The following is a 17707-nucleotide window of genomic DNA, read 5'->3' on the forward strand; positions in this document are numbered from 1 at the left end:
AGGGTGCCCCGGGTTCCGCCCGCCAATCCGTTCGCGCTGAGCGCAGCCCGCGTCAGCGGGCGGAGTCGAAGCGCCTGCGCGGTCCCTTCGCCAGGTGACGAAGGGCATCCCAGTCGCCGCGGACATAGGCGAGCTTCTTCGCTCGGCTCCAGCCTTTGAGTTTTCGCTCGGCGGCAATGGCTTCGTAGCGGGTCTCGAACGGCTCGGCATGAAGGATGTTCAAGGGGCGGCGCGTTGCCGTATAGGAGCCGTCCGTGCCCGCGTCGTGCTGTTGCATCCGCAGGTCGAAATTGTCGGTATGGCCGACATACAGGCTGTGGTCGGCGCATTCGAGGATGTACACGGTGAAGACCATGGCGCTCCTTCGCACAGTCCGATGTGGTCGTCCGGGGCCATATGATGACGACGAGATTGGCGCTTCGTCGGCGTGGAGGCCCTTCGACTCCGGCCTTCGGCCTGCGCTCAGGGCGAACGGAAAAAATCCTTCGCGCTGATCGCAGCGGTCACAGGTTCTGGTAGTTCGGACCGCTGCCGCCTTCCGGCGTGGTCCAGGTGATGATCTCGTACGGGTCCTTGATGTCGCAGGTCTTGCAGTGCACGCAGTTCGCCGCGTTGATCTGCAGGCGCTTGCCGGCGCCGTCGGCGACGATCTCGTAGACGCCGGCGGGGCAGAAACGCTGGCAGGGATTGCCGTATTCCTCGACGCACTTGGTGATGCAGATGTTCGTGTCGGCGACCTTGAGGTGGACCGGCTGGTCCTCGTCGTGCTCGGTCGCGGCGAAGTAGACGCCGGCGAGGCGGTCGCGCGGCGCGAGCGTGCGCTCGACGTAGTCCGGTTGCGCCGGCGAAGGCGCGTTCGCTCCCGGCTGCGTCGCCGCGGTCGCGGCATCGATCGTGTCGAGCGAACTCCAGTCGGCGTGGTTCTTCAGCGTCCACGGCGACAGGCCCTGCGTCACCGTTTCCCAACCCGCGTTGGCGAGGCCGAACCAGAGGCCCTTGTTGAAGCCGGGGCGGATGTTGCGCACCTTCTTCAGTTCCGTGCCGACCTTCGACGCGCGCAGCTTCGCGTCCCAGCCCGCGCTCGCGTTCGTCGCCGCGACGTGATCCGCCGCGAGCATGCCCGAGCGCAGCGCCTGGTGCGTGCCCTTGATCTTCGGCACGTTCATGAGCCCGGCCGCGTCGCCGACGAGCAATGCCCCCGGCATCTCGACCTTCGGCAGCGACTGCCAGCCGCCTTCGATCAGCGCGCGCGCGCCGGCCGACACGATCGTGCCGCCGTCGAGCAGCGGCTTGACCAACGCATGGTTCTTCAGCTGCTGGAACGCCTCCCACGGCCGGAACAGCGGGTCGGCGTAGTCGAGGCCGGTGACGAAACCGATCGCGACGCGATCCTTGTCGAGGTGGTAGATGAAGCTGCCGCCGTAGGTCGCGGTGTTCAGCGGCCAGCCGAGCGTGTGCATGACCTTGCCGGCTTCGGCGCGGCCCGGCGGCAACTGCCACAGTTCCTTGATGCCGATGCCGTAGGTCTGCGGGTCGCTGTCCTTGTCGAGCGCGTACTTCGCGATGAGCTGCTTGCTGATCGAACCTCGGCAGCCTTCGGCGAGCACGGTCAGCGGCGCGCGGATGTCGATGCCTTGCGTGTAGCCGGGCTTGTGGCTGCCGTCGCGCGCGACGCCCATGTCGCCGACGCGCACGCCGCACACCGCACCGTGCTCGTCGAACAAAGCCTCGGCCGCGGCGAAACCCGGGTAGATCTCGACGCCGAGCGCTTCGGCCTGCGGCGCGAGCCATGCGCAGAGTGCGCCGAGCGAGACGATGAAATTGCCGTGGTTGTGCATCTGCGGCGGCGTCATCGGCGACTTCGTCGCGCGCACCGCGTCGTGCAGGAACCAGAACTCGTCCTTCTCGACCGGCACGCAGATCGGCGGCGGGTTCTTGCCCCATTCGGGCAGCAGTTCGTTGAGCGGTTCGGGCTCGATCACCGCGCCGGAGAGGATCTGCGCGCCGACCGTAGACGCCTTCTCGATCACGCAGACGCGGATGTCGGGCTTGAGCTGCTTGAGCCGGATCGCGAAGGCGAGTCCGGCCGGGCCGGCGCCGACGGTGACGACGTCGTACTCCATGATGTCGCGTTCGCTCATTGGCGGGCTCCGAAGCGCTGGCTGGATGGGCGCGCTATTGTCGGGGTTCGGCACGAGGGCGGCAAACGCGTGTTGCGCGCGGCCTGCGGGGCGCGGGCATAATCGGCTTCCGACCATGGAAGATGCCGATGATGGACGCGCTCACCGACTCGAACCTGCGTGGCGCCGCCGCGTTCCAGCAACTGCACTGGTTCGCCAGCGGGCGCATCGACGCCACGCATCTCACGCACGCCTACGCCGCCGCGATCGCGCGCGAGAACCCGCGCCTGAACGCGTACCTCGCGCTCGATCCGCGCATGGAGGAGCAGGCCGCGGCGAGCGACGCGCGCCGCCGCAGCGGTGGCATGATCGGTCGCCTCGACGGCCTCGCGGTCGCGATCAAGGACAACATCGACGTGTCCGGCCTGCCGACCACCGCCGGCCTGCCGACGCGCCGCGCGCACGTCGCGCCCGCCGACGCGAGCGTGGTCGCGCGCCTGCGCGCCGCCGGCGCGGTCATCCTCGGCAAGACCAACCTCGACGAAGGCGCGCTCGGCACGTTCTCGGCGAACCCGCATTTCGGCGCCGTGCAGAACCCGCGACGCGCGGGCTACACCGCGGGCGGATCGTCGGGCGGTTCGGCCGCCGCGGTCGCGGCCGGCCTGTGCAGTTTCGCGATCGGCAGCGACACGCTCGGCTCGGTGCGCATCCCGGCGAGCCACTGCGGCGTGTTCGCGCTCAAGCCGACGCACGCGGAGATCTCCACGCGCGGGATGGTGCGCGGCGCGCGGCGCCTCGACTGCATCGGCATCCTCGCGCGCGCGATCGAGGATCTCGCGGTCGTCGTGCAGGTGCTCGGCGCGCACGACCCGGCCGACCCGCGCTCGCGCCGCCGGCGCGTGCCGCTCGCGACGCCGGACTGGGAGCCGGGCAACCTGCGCAGTGCGTTCGCGCGCGACCTCGGCGCGCTCGGTGTGTCGACCGAGGTGCACGCGGTGTTCGATGCCGCGGTCGCGCGCATCGGCGACGCGTTCGGTCGCCGCATCGACATCGATTTCAACGACCACGACCTCGGCCGCACGCGCCGCGCGGCGCTGCTCGTGATGGAGAGCGAGCTCGGCGTCGAATTCGCCGACGATCTCGCCGACGCGTCGCATCCGCTGTCGCCGCGGTTGCACGGGATGCTCGACTACGCGCGGCGCAAGTCGGCGGTCGACTACGCCGCGGCCGACCGTGCGCTCGACGCGACCGTGCTGAAGGCGCGGCGCGTGTTCGAGGACATCGACGTGCTCGTGCTGCCGACCGTGTCGCACGGCCCGTATCCGCTGGCGGACGGCGAGCGCGCCAACGACGCCGACCTCACCGCGTTCGCGAGCCTCGCCGGTTGTCCCGCGGTGAGCCTGCCCATGGGCACCTTGCCCGACGGCATGCCGGTCGGCCTGCAGCTCGTCGGGCGACCCGGCGCGGACCTGCGCCTGCTCGAACTCGCGGCGATCTGCGCTGCCACGCTCGACAGCGCCCCGGCCTATCCCGTCGCACCCTGAGATCCGTCGATCGAGGCGGGCCTCCGCCTGGAGGCGGAGCGCCGGCGCGGGTATTCCCGCATCCTTACGATCTTTTTCCATTGGTCACAATCTCAGCTGGCCTGATCTTTGCCTTAGGCCTGTAGACTCGCGAAAAATGTGAGCCAGTCGATGTTCCGGTCCGCCGTCGAGGCGTATTCCGGTCCGGGCGTCGAGTGTCGTCGGCCGACTGAAGGGGATCCAAGATGCTGATTTCGAGCGGCCGCGTCGCGGCGCGGGAACGGTTTTCGTTGTCCGGGGCTACAGCACAGCTTCAAAAGCCGCTTCGGCACTCGATATCACTGAGTAAATCCCTTCGACGCATCGGTATGGGCGGCCTCGCGGCGCTGCTGGTCGGCATCACGTCTTCGGCGAATGCGGCCTATGTGCAGCGCTATTCGACCACGACGCGCGGCGCGATCACGTTCGTCGGCAATTCGCTCGGTCTGAGCCGCGCGGCCGGCAACGGCGGCCTCACGGCACCCGGCACGGCCGACTCGATCGGCGCCCTGAGTACGACCAATACCGCGCTCCAGGTCGGCACCTACCCGGCCGGGACGACCGCTGACTGGCACCTGGACGGTTCCAGTGCGATTCTGACAATTCCTGCGGGCAGCACGATCATCCACGCCGAGTTGATCTGGGGTGGCTCGGAAGTCGGTGGTGCCGACGACGTCACGGCGTCGATCGATACGCCGGTGACCTTCGCGATGCCGGGCGGCACGACGACGACGGTCGGTCCCAATGCGGCGGCATCGCAGGTCGGCGGGGGTCGCTACATCCGTGCGGCCGACGTGACCGACCTGGTGGTCGCCGCCGGGACCGGCACCTACACGGTCTCCGGCGTGCCGGCGACGCGCGGCAACACCGACACCGACAATGCGGCCGGCTGGACGCTCGCGGTCGTCTACAGCAACTCGACGCTCGCCGTGCGCAACATGACGATCTTCGTCGGCGCGGAGATCGGCGGTGCGGGGGCGGCGAGCGTGAGCGGGTTCTGCACGCCGTCGTCCGGCGCGCTCAACGGCCGCGTGCTGGTGACCGCGATCGAAGGCGATGCGAGCCGCACGGGCGACACGTTCCTGTTCGGCACGAGCGCGACGCTCACCAACGCCAATCGCCTGTCGGGTACCAACAACCCGATCGGCAACTTCTTTGCGTCGCAGATCAACGGCGACACCGGGGCGCTGGTCACGACCGGCACCTTCGGCACGCGCAACCACAACGCGGCGGCGGGAACCAACATCAGCGGCGGCCGCCAAGGCTGGGACATTACCAATGTCGACGGCTCGGCGCAGCTCGTCAACAACCAGACCATTGCGTACGCGCAGGGCACGACCACGGGCGACCAGTACACGGTCGCCGGCCTCGGCCTGCAGATCGACGTGTTCGCGCCGTCGTTCCCGGTCACGGTGAAGCAGGTCGACCGCACCTCGACTTACGTCGGCGACACGATCACCTACACCGTCACGCTCAACAACAACGGTGGTTCGACCGCGAACAACATCGTGTTCAACGATCCGGTGCCGGCGAACACGAGCTTCGTCGCGGGCAGCTTCAAGATCGACGGCGTCACGCAGGCCGGCGTGCTCTCGCCGGTCGGTGTCGCGATGGGCTCGATCGCGAACGGCGCGCAGAAGGTCGTCACGTTCCAGGTGCACGTCGATTCGTTGCCGGCGAGCCACGAAATCACCAACTCCGCCAACTGGACCTACAACTACACCGCGTGCAGTTCGACGCTGCCGGGCTCGGTGACCACCAACGAAGTCAGCACGCCGATCCCGGTCGCCGATCTTTCGATCACCAAGACCGACGGCAGCGCGACCGCGACGCTGGGCGGTCCGATCAGCTACACGATCGTCGCGTCCAACGCGGGCACGGCGACCGCGACCGGCGCGATCGTGAGCGACACGATCCCGGCCGCGATCCTCGGTGCCACGTGGACCGCCGCCTACGCGGGTGGCGCGAGCGGCCCCGCGTCGGGCAGCGGCAACATCAATGCGAGCGTGAACCTGCCGACCGGCGGCACGGCGACGTTCACGGTCACCGGTACGGTCGACCCGGCCGCGACCGGCACGCTCGCGAACACGGCCGCGATCGCCGCGCCCGTGGGCATCACCGATCCGAACACCGGCAACAACAGCGCGACCGACACGGACACGCTGTCGGCACAGGCGAACCTCGGCATCACCAAGACCGACGGCGCCACGAATGCGACGCCCGGCGCGCCGATCACCTACACCATCGTCGCCAGCAACGCGGGCCCGAGCACGGCGACCGGCGCGACGGTGGCCGACACGATTCCCGGCAACATCACGGGCGCGACCTGGACCGTCGCCTACGCCGGCGGCGCGAGCGGCCCCGCCTCGGGCAGCGGCAACATCAATGCGAGCGTGAACCTGCCGTCGGGCGGTACCGCGACGTTCACCGTGACGGGTACGATCAGCGCGAGCGCGACCGGCACGTTGAGCAACACGGCGACGGTCACCGTACCCGCCGGCGTGACGGATCCGACGCCGGGCAACAACAGCGCGACCGACAGCGACACACTGAACCCGAGCGCGAACCTGTCGGTCTCCAAGACCGACGGCAGCACGACCTACACGCCCGGCGCGTCGATCACCTACACGATCGTCGCCGGCAACGCGGGCCCGAGCATCGCGAACGGCGCGACCGTCAGCGACACGATCCCGGCGAGCATCACCGGCGCGACGTGGACCGTCGCCTACGCCGGCGGCGCGAGCGGCCCGGCGAGCGGCAGCGGCAACATCAACGCGAGCGTGAACCTGCCGGTCGGCGGCACCGCGACGTTCACCGTGACCGGCACGGTCGGCGCGGGCACCACCGGCTCGCTGTCGAACACCGCGACGATCGCCGTGCCCGCAGGCACGACCGATCCGACGCCAGGCAACAACAGCGCCACCGACCTCGACACGGCCAATCCGCAAGCGAACCTCGGCATCACCAAGACCGACGGCGCGACGAGCGCGACGCCGGGTTCGCCGATCAGCTACACGATCGTCGCGAGCAACGCGGGCCCGAGCACGGCGACCGGCGCCACCGTGACCGACACGATTCCCGCATCGATCACCGGCGCGGCATGGACGGCCGTCTACGCGGGCGGCGCGAGCGGCCCGGCTTCGGGCAGCGGCAACATCAATGCGAGCGTGAACCTGCCGGTCGGCGGCACGGCGACGTTCACGGTCACGGGCACGATCAGTGCGACCGCGACCGGCACGCTCGCCAACACCGCGACGATCGCGGCACCCGCGGGCACGACCGATCCGACCCCGGGCAACAACAGCGCGACCGACTCCGACACCCTCAATCCGTCCGCGGATCTCGCGATCACCAAGACCGACGGCGCCGCGAATGCGACACCCGGCAATACGATCAGCTACACGATCGTCGCGAGCAACGCAGGCCCGAGCACGGCGACCGGCGCGACGGTGTCCGACACGATTCCCGCGAACATCACGGGTGCGACCTGGACGGCCGCCTACGCGGGCGGCGCGAGCGGCCCGGCGAGCGGCAGCGGCAACATCGCCGCGAGCGTGACGCTGCCGAGCGGCGGCACCGCGACGTTCACGGTCACCGGCACGATCAGCCCGACCGCGACCGGCAGCCTCGCCAACACGGCGACGATCGCCGCGCCTGCGGGCGTGACCGATCCGACGCCGGGCAACAACAGCGCGACCGACACCGACACGCTGAACCCGAGCGCGAACCTCGCGATCACGAAGACGGACGGCGCGACGAGCGCGACGCCGGGCAATGCGATCACCTACACGATCGTCGCGAGCAATGCGGGTCCGAGCACGGCGACCGGCGCGACCGTGACCGACACGATTCCGGCGAGCATCACCGGCGCGACCTGGACCGTCGCCTACGCCGGCGGCGCGAGCGGCCCCGCGAGCGGCAGCGGCAACATCAGCGCGAGCGTGACCCTGCCGAGCGGCGGCACGGCGACGTTCACGGTGACGGGCACGATCAGCGCGAGCGCGACGGGCACGCTCGCCAACACCGCGACGATCGCGGCGCCCGCGGGCGTGACCGATCCGACGCCGGCCAACAACAGCGCGACCGACAGCGACACGTTGAACGCGAGCGCCGACATCCGCACGGTCAAGACCGGCCCGGCTGCGGTCGGTTACGGCGGTGCGCTCAACTACTCGGTCGTCGTGACGAACCTCGGTCCGAGCGACGCGAACGGCACGACGTTCAGCGACGTGGTGCCAGCGAGCATCACGGGCGTCAGCGCGAACTGCAATACGCCGACCGGTGGCGCGGCGTGCGGCGCGGTCAACCTCGCGGGCAACACCGTGACGAGCACGATCACGACCTTGCCGAGCGGTGCCAGCGTCACCTTCACGATCGCCGGCACGGCACCGACCAGCGGCGCGTCGGTCACCAACAGCGCGACCGCGAATCCGCCCGCCGGCACGACCGATCCATCGACCGGCAACAACACCGGTTCGGCGACGACGAACCTGCTGCAGCCGCAGCTCACCGTGACGAAGGCGGCGACGCCGACGCCGTTCATCGTCGGCCAGCCGGCGAGCTACACGATCACCGTGTCGAACGGCGGCGCCGGCCCGACCGCGGGCAACATCACGATCGCCGATACGCTACCCGCAGGCATCACGCTCGCGAGCGCGAGCGGCACCAACTGGAGCTGCAGCGGGACGGGCACGCTGAGTTGCACCTACACCGGCACGATCGCCGCCGGTGGCAGCGCGACGCTCACGCTCGACGTCAACGTCGGCGCCGGCGCGGCGAACGGCAACAACAGCGCGACCGCGAGCGGCGGCGGCGACCCGACCTGCCCGGCGCAGTCGCGCTGCACGGGCACGACGACGGTGCCGGTGAACCCGAGCGCGGACATCGCGATCGGCAAGAGCGTGGACAACCCGACGCCGAACGTCGGCGACGCGGTCACGTTCACGGTCACCGCGACCAACAACGGTCCGAACGCGGCGACCGGCGTGGCGGTCAACGACGCGCTGCCCAGTGGTCTCGCATTCGTCTCGGCGACGCCGTCGCAGGGCACCTACGACAACAACACCGGCGTGTGGGCGATCGGTGCGATCGGCAACGGCGCGAGCGTGACGCTCGACATCGTCGCGACGGTGCTCACGCCGGGCGCGATCACCAACACCGCGACGAAGAGCGCGGGTGACCAGTTCGATCCGAACGCGGGCAACAACGCGGGTTCGGCCTCGCTCAACGCGCAGCCGTCGGCCGACCTGCAGGTGAGCAAGACGGTCAACACCGCGACGCCGAACCTCGGCACCAACGTGACTTACACGATCACGGTGGTGAACGCGGGCCCGAACGACGCGACCAACGTCAGCGTCGACGACCTGTTGCCGGCCGGCCTCGTGTTCGTCTCGGCGACGCCGTCGCAGGGCGTCTACGACGACGGCGTCGGCCTCTGGACGATCGGCAGCGTCGCTGCAGGCGACACCGTCACGTTGCAGATCGTCGCGACCGTGACCCTGCCGGGCGACATCACGAACACCGCGACGGTCGATGCGGACGAGCACGATCCGAACACGACGAACAACACCGGCGGCGTGACCCTCAACGGCCAGTCGGCCGATATCCAGGTGCTCAAGGGCGTCGACAACGCGAACCCGGTGCGCGGCGACACGGTCACCTTCACGATCACGGCGACCAACAACGGACCGAGCGCGGCGACCGGCGTCGTGATCAGCGACCTGCTGCCCGCGGGCCTCTCGTTCGTCTCGGCGACGCCGAGCGTGGGCACCTACGACAACCTCACCGGCACATGGACGATCGGCGGCCTCGCCGCGAGCGGTGCGGGTGCGACCGCGACGCTGACCGTCGTCGCCGACGTCGACACCGACAGCGGCTTCACCAACACGGCGAGCCTCACCGCGATCGACCAGACCGATCCGAACCCCGCCAACAACAGCGCGAGCGTCGTCGTCACGCCGATCGCGAGCGCGGACCTGTCGATCACGAAGACCGACGGCAGCGCGAGCGCGACGCCCGGCGCGCCGGTCACGTACACGATCGTCGCGAGCAACGCAGGCCCGAGCCCGGCCAATGGCGCGACGATCATCGACACGTTGCCGGCCCAGATCAGCGGCGCGAGCTGGACCTGCGTCGGCGCCGGCGGCGCGTCGTGTGCGTTCGCGAGCGGCGTCGGCGACATCAACACGCTCGCCGACATCCCGGCGGGCGGCAGCGTCACCTTCACCGTGACCGGCACGATCGCCGCGAACGCGAGCGGCACGCTCGCGAATACCGCGACGGTCGCGCCGCCCGCAGGCACCAGCGATCCCGACAACGGCAACAACAGCGCGACCGACAGCGACACGCTGAATGCGAGCGCCAACCTCGCGATCAGCAAGACCGACGGCAGCGGCACGGCGACGCCGGGCTCGCCGATCACCTACACGATCGTCGCGAGCAATGCGGGCCCGAGCGACGCGAACGGCGTGACCGTCACCGACGCGATCCCTGCGAGCATCACGGGCGCAAGCTGGACCTGCGTCGCGACCGGCGCCGCTGCGTGCACGAGCCCGAGCGGCAGCGGCAGCATCAACACGACGGTCGACCTCCCGGCCGGCGACAGCGTCACGTTCACGGTGATCGGCACGATCGCGCCGACCGCGACGGGTACGCTCGCCAACACGGCGACGATCGTGCCGCCGGTCGGCACGACCGATCCCGATCCGAACGACGACACCTCGACCGACAGCGACAGCCTCACGCCGCAGGCGGACCTCGCGATCAGCAAGACCGACGGCGCCACCAGCGCGACGCCGGGTTCTCCGATCAGCTATACGATCGTCGCGAGCAACGCGGGCCCGAGCACGGCGACCAACGCGACCGTCACGGACGCGGTTCCCGCGGCGATCCTCGGCGCAACCTGGACCTGCGTCGGCGCCGGCGGCGCGACCTGCCCGGCGAGCGGCAGCGGCAACATCAACGCGAGCGTGACGATCCCGTCGGGCGCGAGCGTGACATTCACGGTGACCGGTACGGTCAGCGCGGCCGCGACCGGCACGCTCGCCAACACCGCGTCGGTGGCGGCACCGGCCGGCACGACCGATCCGAACGGAAGCAACAACAGCGCGACCGACAGCGACACGCTGGCAGCGAGCGCGAACCTCGCGATCAGCAAGACCGACGGCGCGGCGAGCGCGACGCCGGGCTCGCCGATCACCTACACGATCGTCGCGACCAACGCGGGACCGAGCAATGCGGTCGGTGCGACCGTTGCCGACACGATCCCGGCGAGCATCGCCGGCGCGACCTGGGCCTGCGTCGGCGCGGGCGGCGCGACGTGCCCGGCGAGCGGCAGCGGCAACATCAACGCGACCGTGAACGTCCCGGTCGGCGGCAGCGTGACCTTCACGGTGAGCGGCACGGTCAGCGCGAGCGCGACCGGCACGCTCGCGAACACGGCGACGATTGCGCCGCCGGCGGGCACGACCGATCCGACCCCGGGCGACAACAGCGCGACCGACAGCGACACGCTGACACCGAGCGCGAACCTCGCGATCAGCAAGACCGACGGCAGCGCGAGCGCGACGCCGGGTTCGCCGATCAGCTACACGATCGTCGCGAGCAATGCGGGTCCGAGCACGGCGACCGCTGCGGTCGTCGCCGACACGATCCCGGCGACCATCACGGGCGCGACCTGGACCGCCGCTTACGCCGGCGGTGCGAGCGGCCCCGCGTCCGGCAGCGGCAACATCAACGCGACGGTGAACATCCCGGTCGGCGGCACGGCGACGTTCACGGTGAGCGGCACGGTCAGCGCGAGCGCGGCCGGTTCGCTGAGCAACACGGCGACGGTGGCGCCGCCCGCGGGCACGACCGATCCGACGCCGGGCGACAACAGCGCGACCGATACCGACACGCTGACGCCGCAAGGCGACCTGTCGATCAGCAAGACCGACGGCAGCGCGAACGCGACCCCGGGTGCGTCGATCACCTACACGATCGTCGCCGGCAACAGCGGCCCGAGCAACGTGACCGGCGCGATCGTCGCCGATGCGATTCCCGCGAGCATCACGGGCGCGACCTGGACCTGCATCGGCGCGGGCGGCGGCACCTGTCCCGCGGGTGGCAGCGGCAACATCAATGCGACGGTCAACCTCCCGGTCGGCGGCACGGCGACGTTCACGGTGAGCGGCACGGTCAGCGCGAGCGCGACGGGCACGCTCGCGAACACGGCGACGATTGCGCCGCCGGCAGGCACGATCGATCCGACCCCGGGCAACGACAGCGCGACCGACAGCGACACGCTGACGCCGAGCGCGAACCTCGCGATCAGCAAGACCGACGGCAGCGCGAGCGCGACGCCGGGTTCGCCGATCAGCTACACGATCGTCGCGAGCAATGCGGGTCCGAGCACGGCGACCGCTGCGGTCGTCGCCGACACGATCCCGGCGACCATCACGGGCGCGACCTGGACCGCCGCCTACGCCGGCGGTGCGAGCGGCCCCGCGTCCGGCAGCGGCAACATCAACGCGACGGTGAACATCCCGGTCGGCGGCACGGCGACGTTCACGGTGAGCGGCACGGTCAGCGCGAGCGCGACCGGTTCGCTGAGCAACACGGCGACGGTGACGCCGCCCGCGGGCACGACCGATCCGACGCCGGGCGACAACAGCGCGACCGATACCGACACGCTGAACCCGAACGCCGACCTCGCGATCAGCAAGACCGACGGTGCCGCGAGCGCGACGCCGGGTTCGCCGATCAGCTACACGATCGTCGCGAGCAACGCAGGCCCGAGCAACGCCACGGGCGCTACGGTCGCCGACACGGTGCCGGCGACCATCACGGGCGCGACCTGGACGGCCGTGTACGCCGGCGGCGCGAGCGGCCCCGCGTCGGGCAGCGGCAACATCGCGGCGACCGTGAACATCCCGGTCGGCGGCACGGCGACGTTCACGCTCGCGGGCACCGTGAGCGCGAGTGCGACCGGCAGCCTGGCCAACACCGCGACGATCGCGGCGCCGGCGGGCACGACCGATCCGACCCCGGGCAACAACAGCGCGACCGACACCGACACGCTGAATCCGCAAGCCGACCTCATGGTCAGCAAGACCGACGGCAGCGCGACGGCGACGCCGGGCAACACGGTCACCTACACGATCGTCGCGAGCAACGCAGGCCCGAGCAACGCCACGGGTGCGACCGTCGCCGACACGATCCCGGCGACCATCACGGGTGCGACCTGGACCTGCGCCGGCACCGGCGGTGCGACCTGTCCGGCGACGGGCAGCGGCAACATCAACGCGACGGTGAACATCCCGGTCGGCGGCAACGCGACCTTCACCGTGACCGGCACGCTCAGCGCGACCGCGACCGGCACCTTGAGCAACACCGCGACGGTCGCCGTGCCCGCCGGCACGACCGATCCGACGCCGGGCAACAACAGCGCGACCGACACGGATACGCTGAGCCCGAATGCCGATCTCGCGATCAGCAAGACCGACGGCAGCGCGAGCGCGACGCCGGGCTCGCCGATCACCTACACGATCGTCGCGAGCAACGCGGGCCCGAGTGCGGTCACCGGTGCGACCGTCGCCGACACGATCCCGGCGACGATCACGGGCGCGACCTGGACTTGCGTCGGCGCGGGCGGTGGCACGTGCCCGGCGAGCGGCAGCGGCCCCATCGCGGCGACGGTGAACCTGCCGGTCGGCGGCACGGCGACGTTCACGCTGAGCGGCACGGTCAGCGCGAGTGCGACCGGCACGCTCACGAACACGGCGACGATCAGCGCGCCCGCGGGCACGACCGATCCGACCCCGGGCAACAACAGCGCGACCGACAGCGACACGCTGTCGGGCAGTGCCGACATCGAAGCGCACAAGACCGGTCCGGCCAGCGTGACCGCCGGCGCGGCGATCGCCTACAGCGTCGTCGTCACCAACCACGGTCCGAGCGACGCGAACGGCACGACCTTCAGCGACGCGGTGCCGGCCGGCATCACGGGTGTCACCGCCAGTTGCGGTACGCCGACCGGCGGTGCCGTCTGCGGAACCGTCAACGTCGCGGGCAACAGCGTGACGAGCACGGTCACGACCCTGCCGAGCGGCGCGAGCGTGACCTTCACGATCGGCGGCACCGCACCGGCGGATCCGGGTTCGCTCGGCAACACGGCGAGCGCGCAGCCGCCCGCGGGTATCACCGATCCGGTGCCCGTGAACAACAGCTCGAGCGTGTCGACGACGGTCGACGCCTCGGCCGATGTCGCGATCGCGAAGACCGGCCCTTCCACGGTCGCTTCGGGTGCGCCGATCAGCTACACGCTCGTGGTCTCGAACGCGGGCCCGAGCGCGGCCGACGGCACGACGTACTCGGATGCGGTGCCTGCCGCGATCACCGGCGTGACCGCGAGTTGCGGCTCGCCGAGCGGTGGCGCGACCTGCGCCGCACCGACGATCGCCGGCAACACCGTCTCCGGCAGCGTGCCGACCCTGCCGGCCGGCGGCTCCGTCACGATCACGATCAGCGGCACCGCATCGTTCGGCGCGCAGTCGTTCACCAACACGGCGACGGTGACGGGACCGGTGGGCGTGCCCGACCCGAACGGCGCGAACAACAGCTCGAGCGTGACCACGTCGATCGGCGCGGCCGCCGACATCGCGCTGACCAAGACGGTCGACAACACCGCGCCGAACGTCGGCCAGACCGTCACGTTCACGATCACCGCGAGCAACTCCGGTCCGAACGACGCGAGCGGCGTCGCGGTCACCGACAGCCTGCCGTTCGGTTTGGGCTTCGTCTCGGCGACGCCGTCGGTCGGCACGTACGTGCCGGCGACCGGCCTGTGGACGATCGGCGCGCTCGCGAACGGCGACAGCGCGACCCTGCTCATCGTCGCGAGCATCGACGTGCCCGGCGCACTGACCAACACGGTCGCGGTGAGCGCTTCCGACCAGCCCGATCCGAACACGAGCAACAACTCGGCAGGCGCGTCGGTGAATGCGGGAGCGAGCGCGGACATCGCGGTCGCGAAGACGGTCGACGACGCGACGCCCAACGTCGGTGCGACGATCACCTACACGATCACCGCGAACAACGGCGGCCCGAACGACGCGACCGGCGTCGAAGTCACCGACAACCTGCCGGCCGGCACGACGTTCGTCTCGGCGACGCCATCTCAGGGCACGTATGCGGGCGGCGTCTGGAGCGTGGGTGCGCTCGCCAACGGCGCGAGCGCGACGCTCGCGATCAGCGCGACCGTCGACGCAGCGGGTTCGATCGTCAACACCGCGACGATCACGCACGAGGATCAGTTCGATCCGGTCGGCGCGAACAACCAGGCCGGCACGACGATCAACGGTCAGCAGGCCGACCTCGGCGTGACCAAGACGGTCGACGATGCGGCGCCGGACGTCGGCGACAGCGTCACGTTCACGGTCACGGTGCACAACAACGGCCCGTCCGACGCGACCGGCGTCGCGCTCTCCGACGCGCTGCCGGCCGGCCTCGTGTTCGTCTCGGCGACGCCGTCGCAGGGTACGTACGACAACCTCGCGGGTGTCTGGACCGTCGGCACGCTGACCGCCGCGGGCTCCAGCTCGGGCGCGACGCTGACGATCGTCGCCGATGTCGCGGCGGCCGGCGCGATGACCAACACGGCGAGCGTGAGCGCGTCCGACCAGCCCGACCCGAACGGCGCGAACAACAGCGCGAGCGCGTCGCTCAACGGCAATCCGCTCGCGGATCTCGTCGTCGCGAAGACGGGCCCGGCCACGGTCACGCCGGGTGACGACATCGCCTACACGATCGTCGTCACCAACGACGGCCCGAGCGACGCGACCAACGTCGTCGTCGCCGATCCGACGCCGGCCGGCCTCGTGTTCGTCGCCAACGCGGGCGCGTGCACGACGACGTATCCGTGCACGCTCGCCTCGCTGGCGAGCGGTGCGAGCGCGACGATCACGACGACCTACACCGTGCCGGCCGACTACGCGGGTGCGAATCCGATCGTCAACACCGCGAGCGCAACGGCGACCGAGCCCGACCCGAACCCCGCGAACAACCAGAGTTCGGCGAGCACGGGTGTCGGTCCCGGCAACGCCGACCTCTCGATCGTCAAGACCGGTCCGTCGGCGGTCGCGTCGGGCGGCACGGTCGCCTACACGCTGCTCATCACCAACAACGGCCCGAGTCCGGCGAACGGCGCGAGCTACAGCGACGTCGTGCCCGCCGGCATCACGGCCATCGTCGCCGCCTGCGGTGGCGAAGCCGGCGGCGCCGCGTGCGGCACGCAACCGGTCGTGAGCGGCAATACGGTGTCGGGCACGATCGGCAACCTGCCGAGCGGCGGCAGCGTGCTCGTGACGATCGACGGCGTCGCGCCGACCGGACCGGTCGCGCTGAGCAACACGGCGACGATCGATCCGCCGGCCGGCGTCAACGATCCGAACCCGGCCGACAACAGCTCGACCGTCGTCACCAACGTGAGCCCGGCGAGCGCCGACCTCGCGATCGTGAAGTCGGGTCCGGCGAATGCGGTCGCGGGCGGCAGCGTGACGTACACGCTGAGCGTGACCAACAACGGCCCGGACGTCGCGACGGCGACGCAGATCACCGACCCGACGCCGGCCGGGCTCACGTTCGTCTCCGCGAGCATCCCGTGCGCGGGCGGCTTCCCGTGCGTGCTCGGTGACCTCGCGCCGGGTGCGAGCACGATCGTCAGCGTGACCTACACGGTCGGCGCGGGCGTCACCGGGTCGGTCACCAACACGGCCACGGTGGGCAGCGCCACGCCGGATCCGGATTCGGCCAACAACACGAGCAGCGCGACCACGCCGGTCGTGCCGGTCGCGACGTCGGCCGACCTCATCCTGGCCAAGACCGGCCCGGCGACCGCGACGCCCGGCGAGAACGTCACGTACGCGCTGCAGGTGCAGAATGCGGGTCCCGACACTGCGGTGAACGTGGTGCTCGCCGATCCGACGCCGGCGAACCTCACGTTCGTCAGCGCGAGCGCACCGTGCGCGAGCGGCTTCCCGTGCAACCTCGGTTCGATCGCGAGTGGGGCGGGCACCATCGTCACGGTCACCTATGCCGTGTCGCCGACGGCGACGGGTGCGGTCACCAACAGCGCGTCGGTGTCGAGCACGACGCCGGATCCCGATCTCGGCAACAACGCGAGCAGCGTGACCACGCCGCTCGTCGTCGCCGTGACGAGCGCGAACCTCGCGATCACCAAGAACGGTCCGGCGACCGCGATGCCGGGCGACACGATCGCCTACACGGTCGTCGTCGGCAACGCCGGTCCCGACGCCGCCGCGAACGTCGTCGTCCAGGACGCGACGCCGCCTGGCCTCGTCTTCGTCGGCAACAGCGGTGCGTGCACGACGCCGTATCCGTGCGCACTCGGCACGCTGGCGAACGGCGCGAGCGCGACGATCACGAGCACCTACCTCGTGCCGACGTCGTACGCGGGTGCGAATCCGATCGTGAACCTCGCCGGCGTCGTCAGCGCGACGCCCGATCCGGACGGCACCGACAATGTCGCGACCGCGAGCACGCAGGTCGTCACGCCGGCGCTGTCGGCGGATCTGCGCATCGCCAAGAGCGGTCCGGCGCGCGCCGCGGCGGGCACCGTGGTGACCTACACGCTCGTCGTGAGCAACGAAGGTCCGGATGCGGTCGCCGACGCAGTGCTGACCGACCCGACCCCGGCCGGGCTCGCGTTCGTGTCGGCGAGCGCGCCGTGCAGCGGCGGCTTCCCGTGCACCTTGCCCGCCCTCGCGAGCGGCGCGAGCACGACACTGACGGTCACCTACCTGGTGCAACCGGCGTTCACCGGCAACATCACGAACGTCGCCTCGGTCGCATCCTCGACCGTGCCGGATCCGACGCCGAACAACAACGCGAGCACCGCGACGACGGTCGTCGCGGGTGCGCCGGTCGCGGCGAACCAGGTGCCGGTCGACTCGCGCTGGATGCTGCTGCTGATGTCGGCGCTGCTGCTGGTCGTCGGTTCGGCGGCTGCGCGCCGGCGTCGCTGAT

Annotated in this window: 4 protein-coding genes; 2 read left to right on the top strand and 2 right to left on the bottom strand. The window is 70.7% G+C overall.

Annotated elements, in window-relative coordinates:
• Window positions 1–52: 52 nt before the first annotated feature.
• Window positions 53–355 (bottom strand): GIY-YIG nuclease family protein, encoded by a 303-nt coding sequence (locus FHW12_RS20220; RefSeq protein WP_182532874.1) that lies wholly within the window; start codon window positions 353–355, stop codon window positions 53–55.
• Between the two features lie 148 nt (window positions 356–503).
• A complete protein-coding gene (locus tag FHW12_RS20225; RefSeq protein ID WP_182532875.1) occupies window positions 504–2141 on the bottom strand; it encodes an electron transfer flavoprotein-ubiquinone oxidoreductase in 1638 nt (545 codons plus the stop codon).
• Between the two features lie 128 nt (window positions 2142–2269).
• Here FHW12_RS20225 and FHW12_RS20230 point away from each other — a divergent pair, with 128 nt between their 5' ends.
• Together FHW12_RS20230 and FHW12_RS20235 are read left to right on the top strand one after the other, a co-directional pair.
• The gene (locus FHW12_RS20230; RefSeq protein WP_259393175.1) at window positions 2270–3664 is read left to right on the top strand and encodes an amidase; all 1395 of its coding nucleotides are present in this window, start codon (window positions 2270–2272) and stop codon (window positions 3662–3664) included.
• Window positions 3665–4011: 347 nt separating this feature from the next.
• Window positions 4012–17706: a DUF7507 domain-containing protein gene (locus tag FHW12_RS20235; protein WP_182532877.1), complete on the top strand. Its 13695-nt coding sequence runs from the start codon at window positions 4012–4014 to the stop codon at window positions 17704–17706.
• Window position 17707 lies beyond the last annotated feature (1 nt).

This window comes from Dokdonella fugitiva, from assembly GCF_014138265.1.
GTDB classification, from domain to species: Bacteria; Pseudomonadota; Gammaproteobacteria; order Xanthomonadales; family Rhodanobacteraceae; genus Dokdonella_A; species Dokdonella_A fugitiva_A.

Excerpts from the sequence above, each read along its gene's own strand:
- FHW12_RS20225 (WP_182532875.1), bottom strand. The coding sequence starts at position 2,141 with ATGAGCGAACGCGACATCATGGAGTACGACGTCGTCACCGTCGGCGCC.
- FHW12_RS20220 (WP_182532874.1), bottom strand. The coding sequence starts at position 355 with ATGGTCTTCACCGTGTACATCCTCGAATGCGCCGACCACAGCCTGTAT.
- FHW12_RS20235 (WP_182532877.1), top strand. The coding sequence starts at position 4,012 with ATGGGCGGCCTCGCGGCGCTGCTGGTCGGCATCACGTCTTCGGCGAAT.
- FHW12_RS20230 (WP_259393175.1), top strand. The coding sequence starts at position 2,270 with ATGATGGACGCGCTCACCGACTCGAACCTGCGTGGCGCCGCCGCGTTC.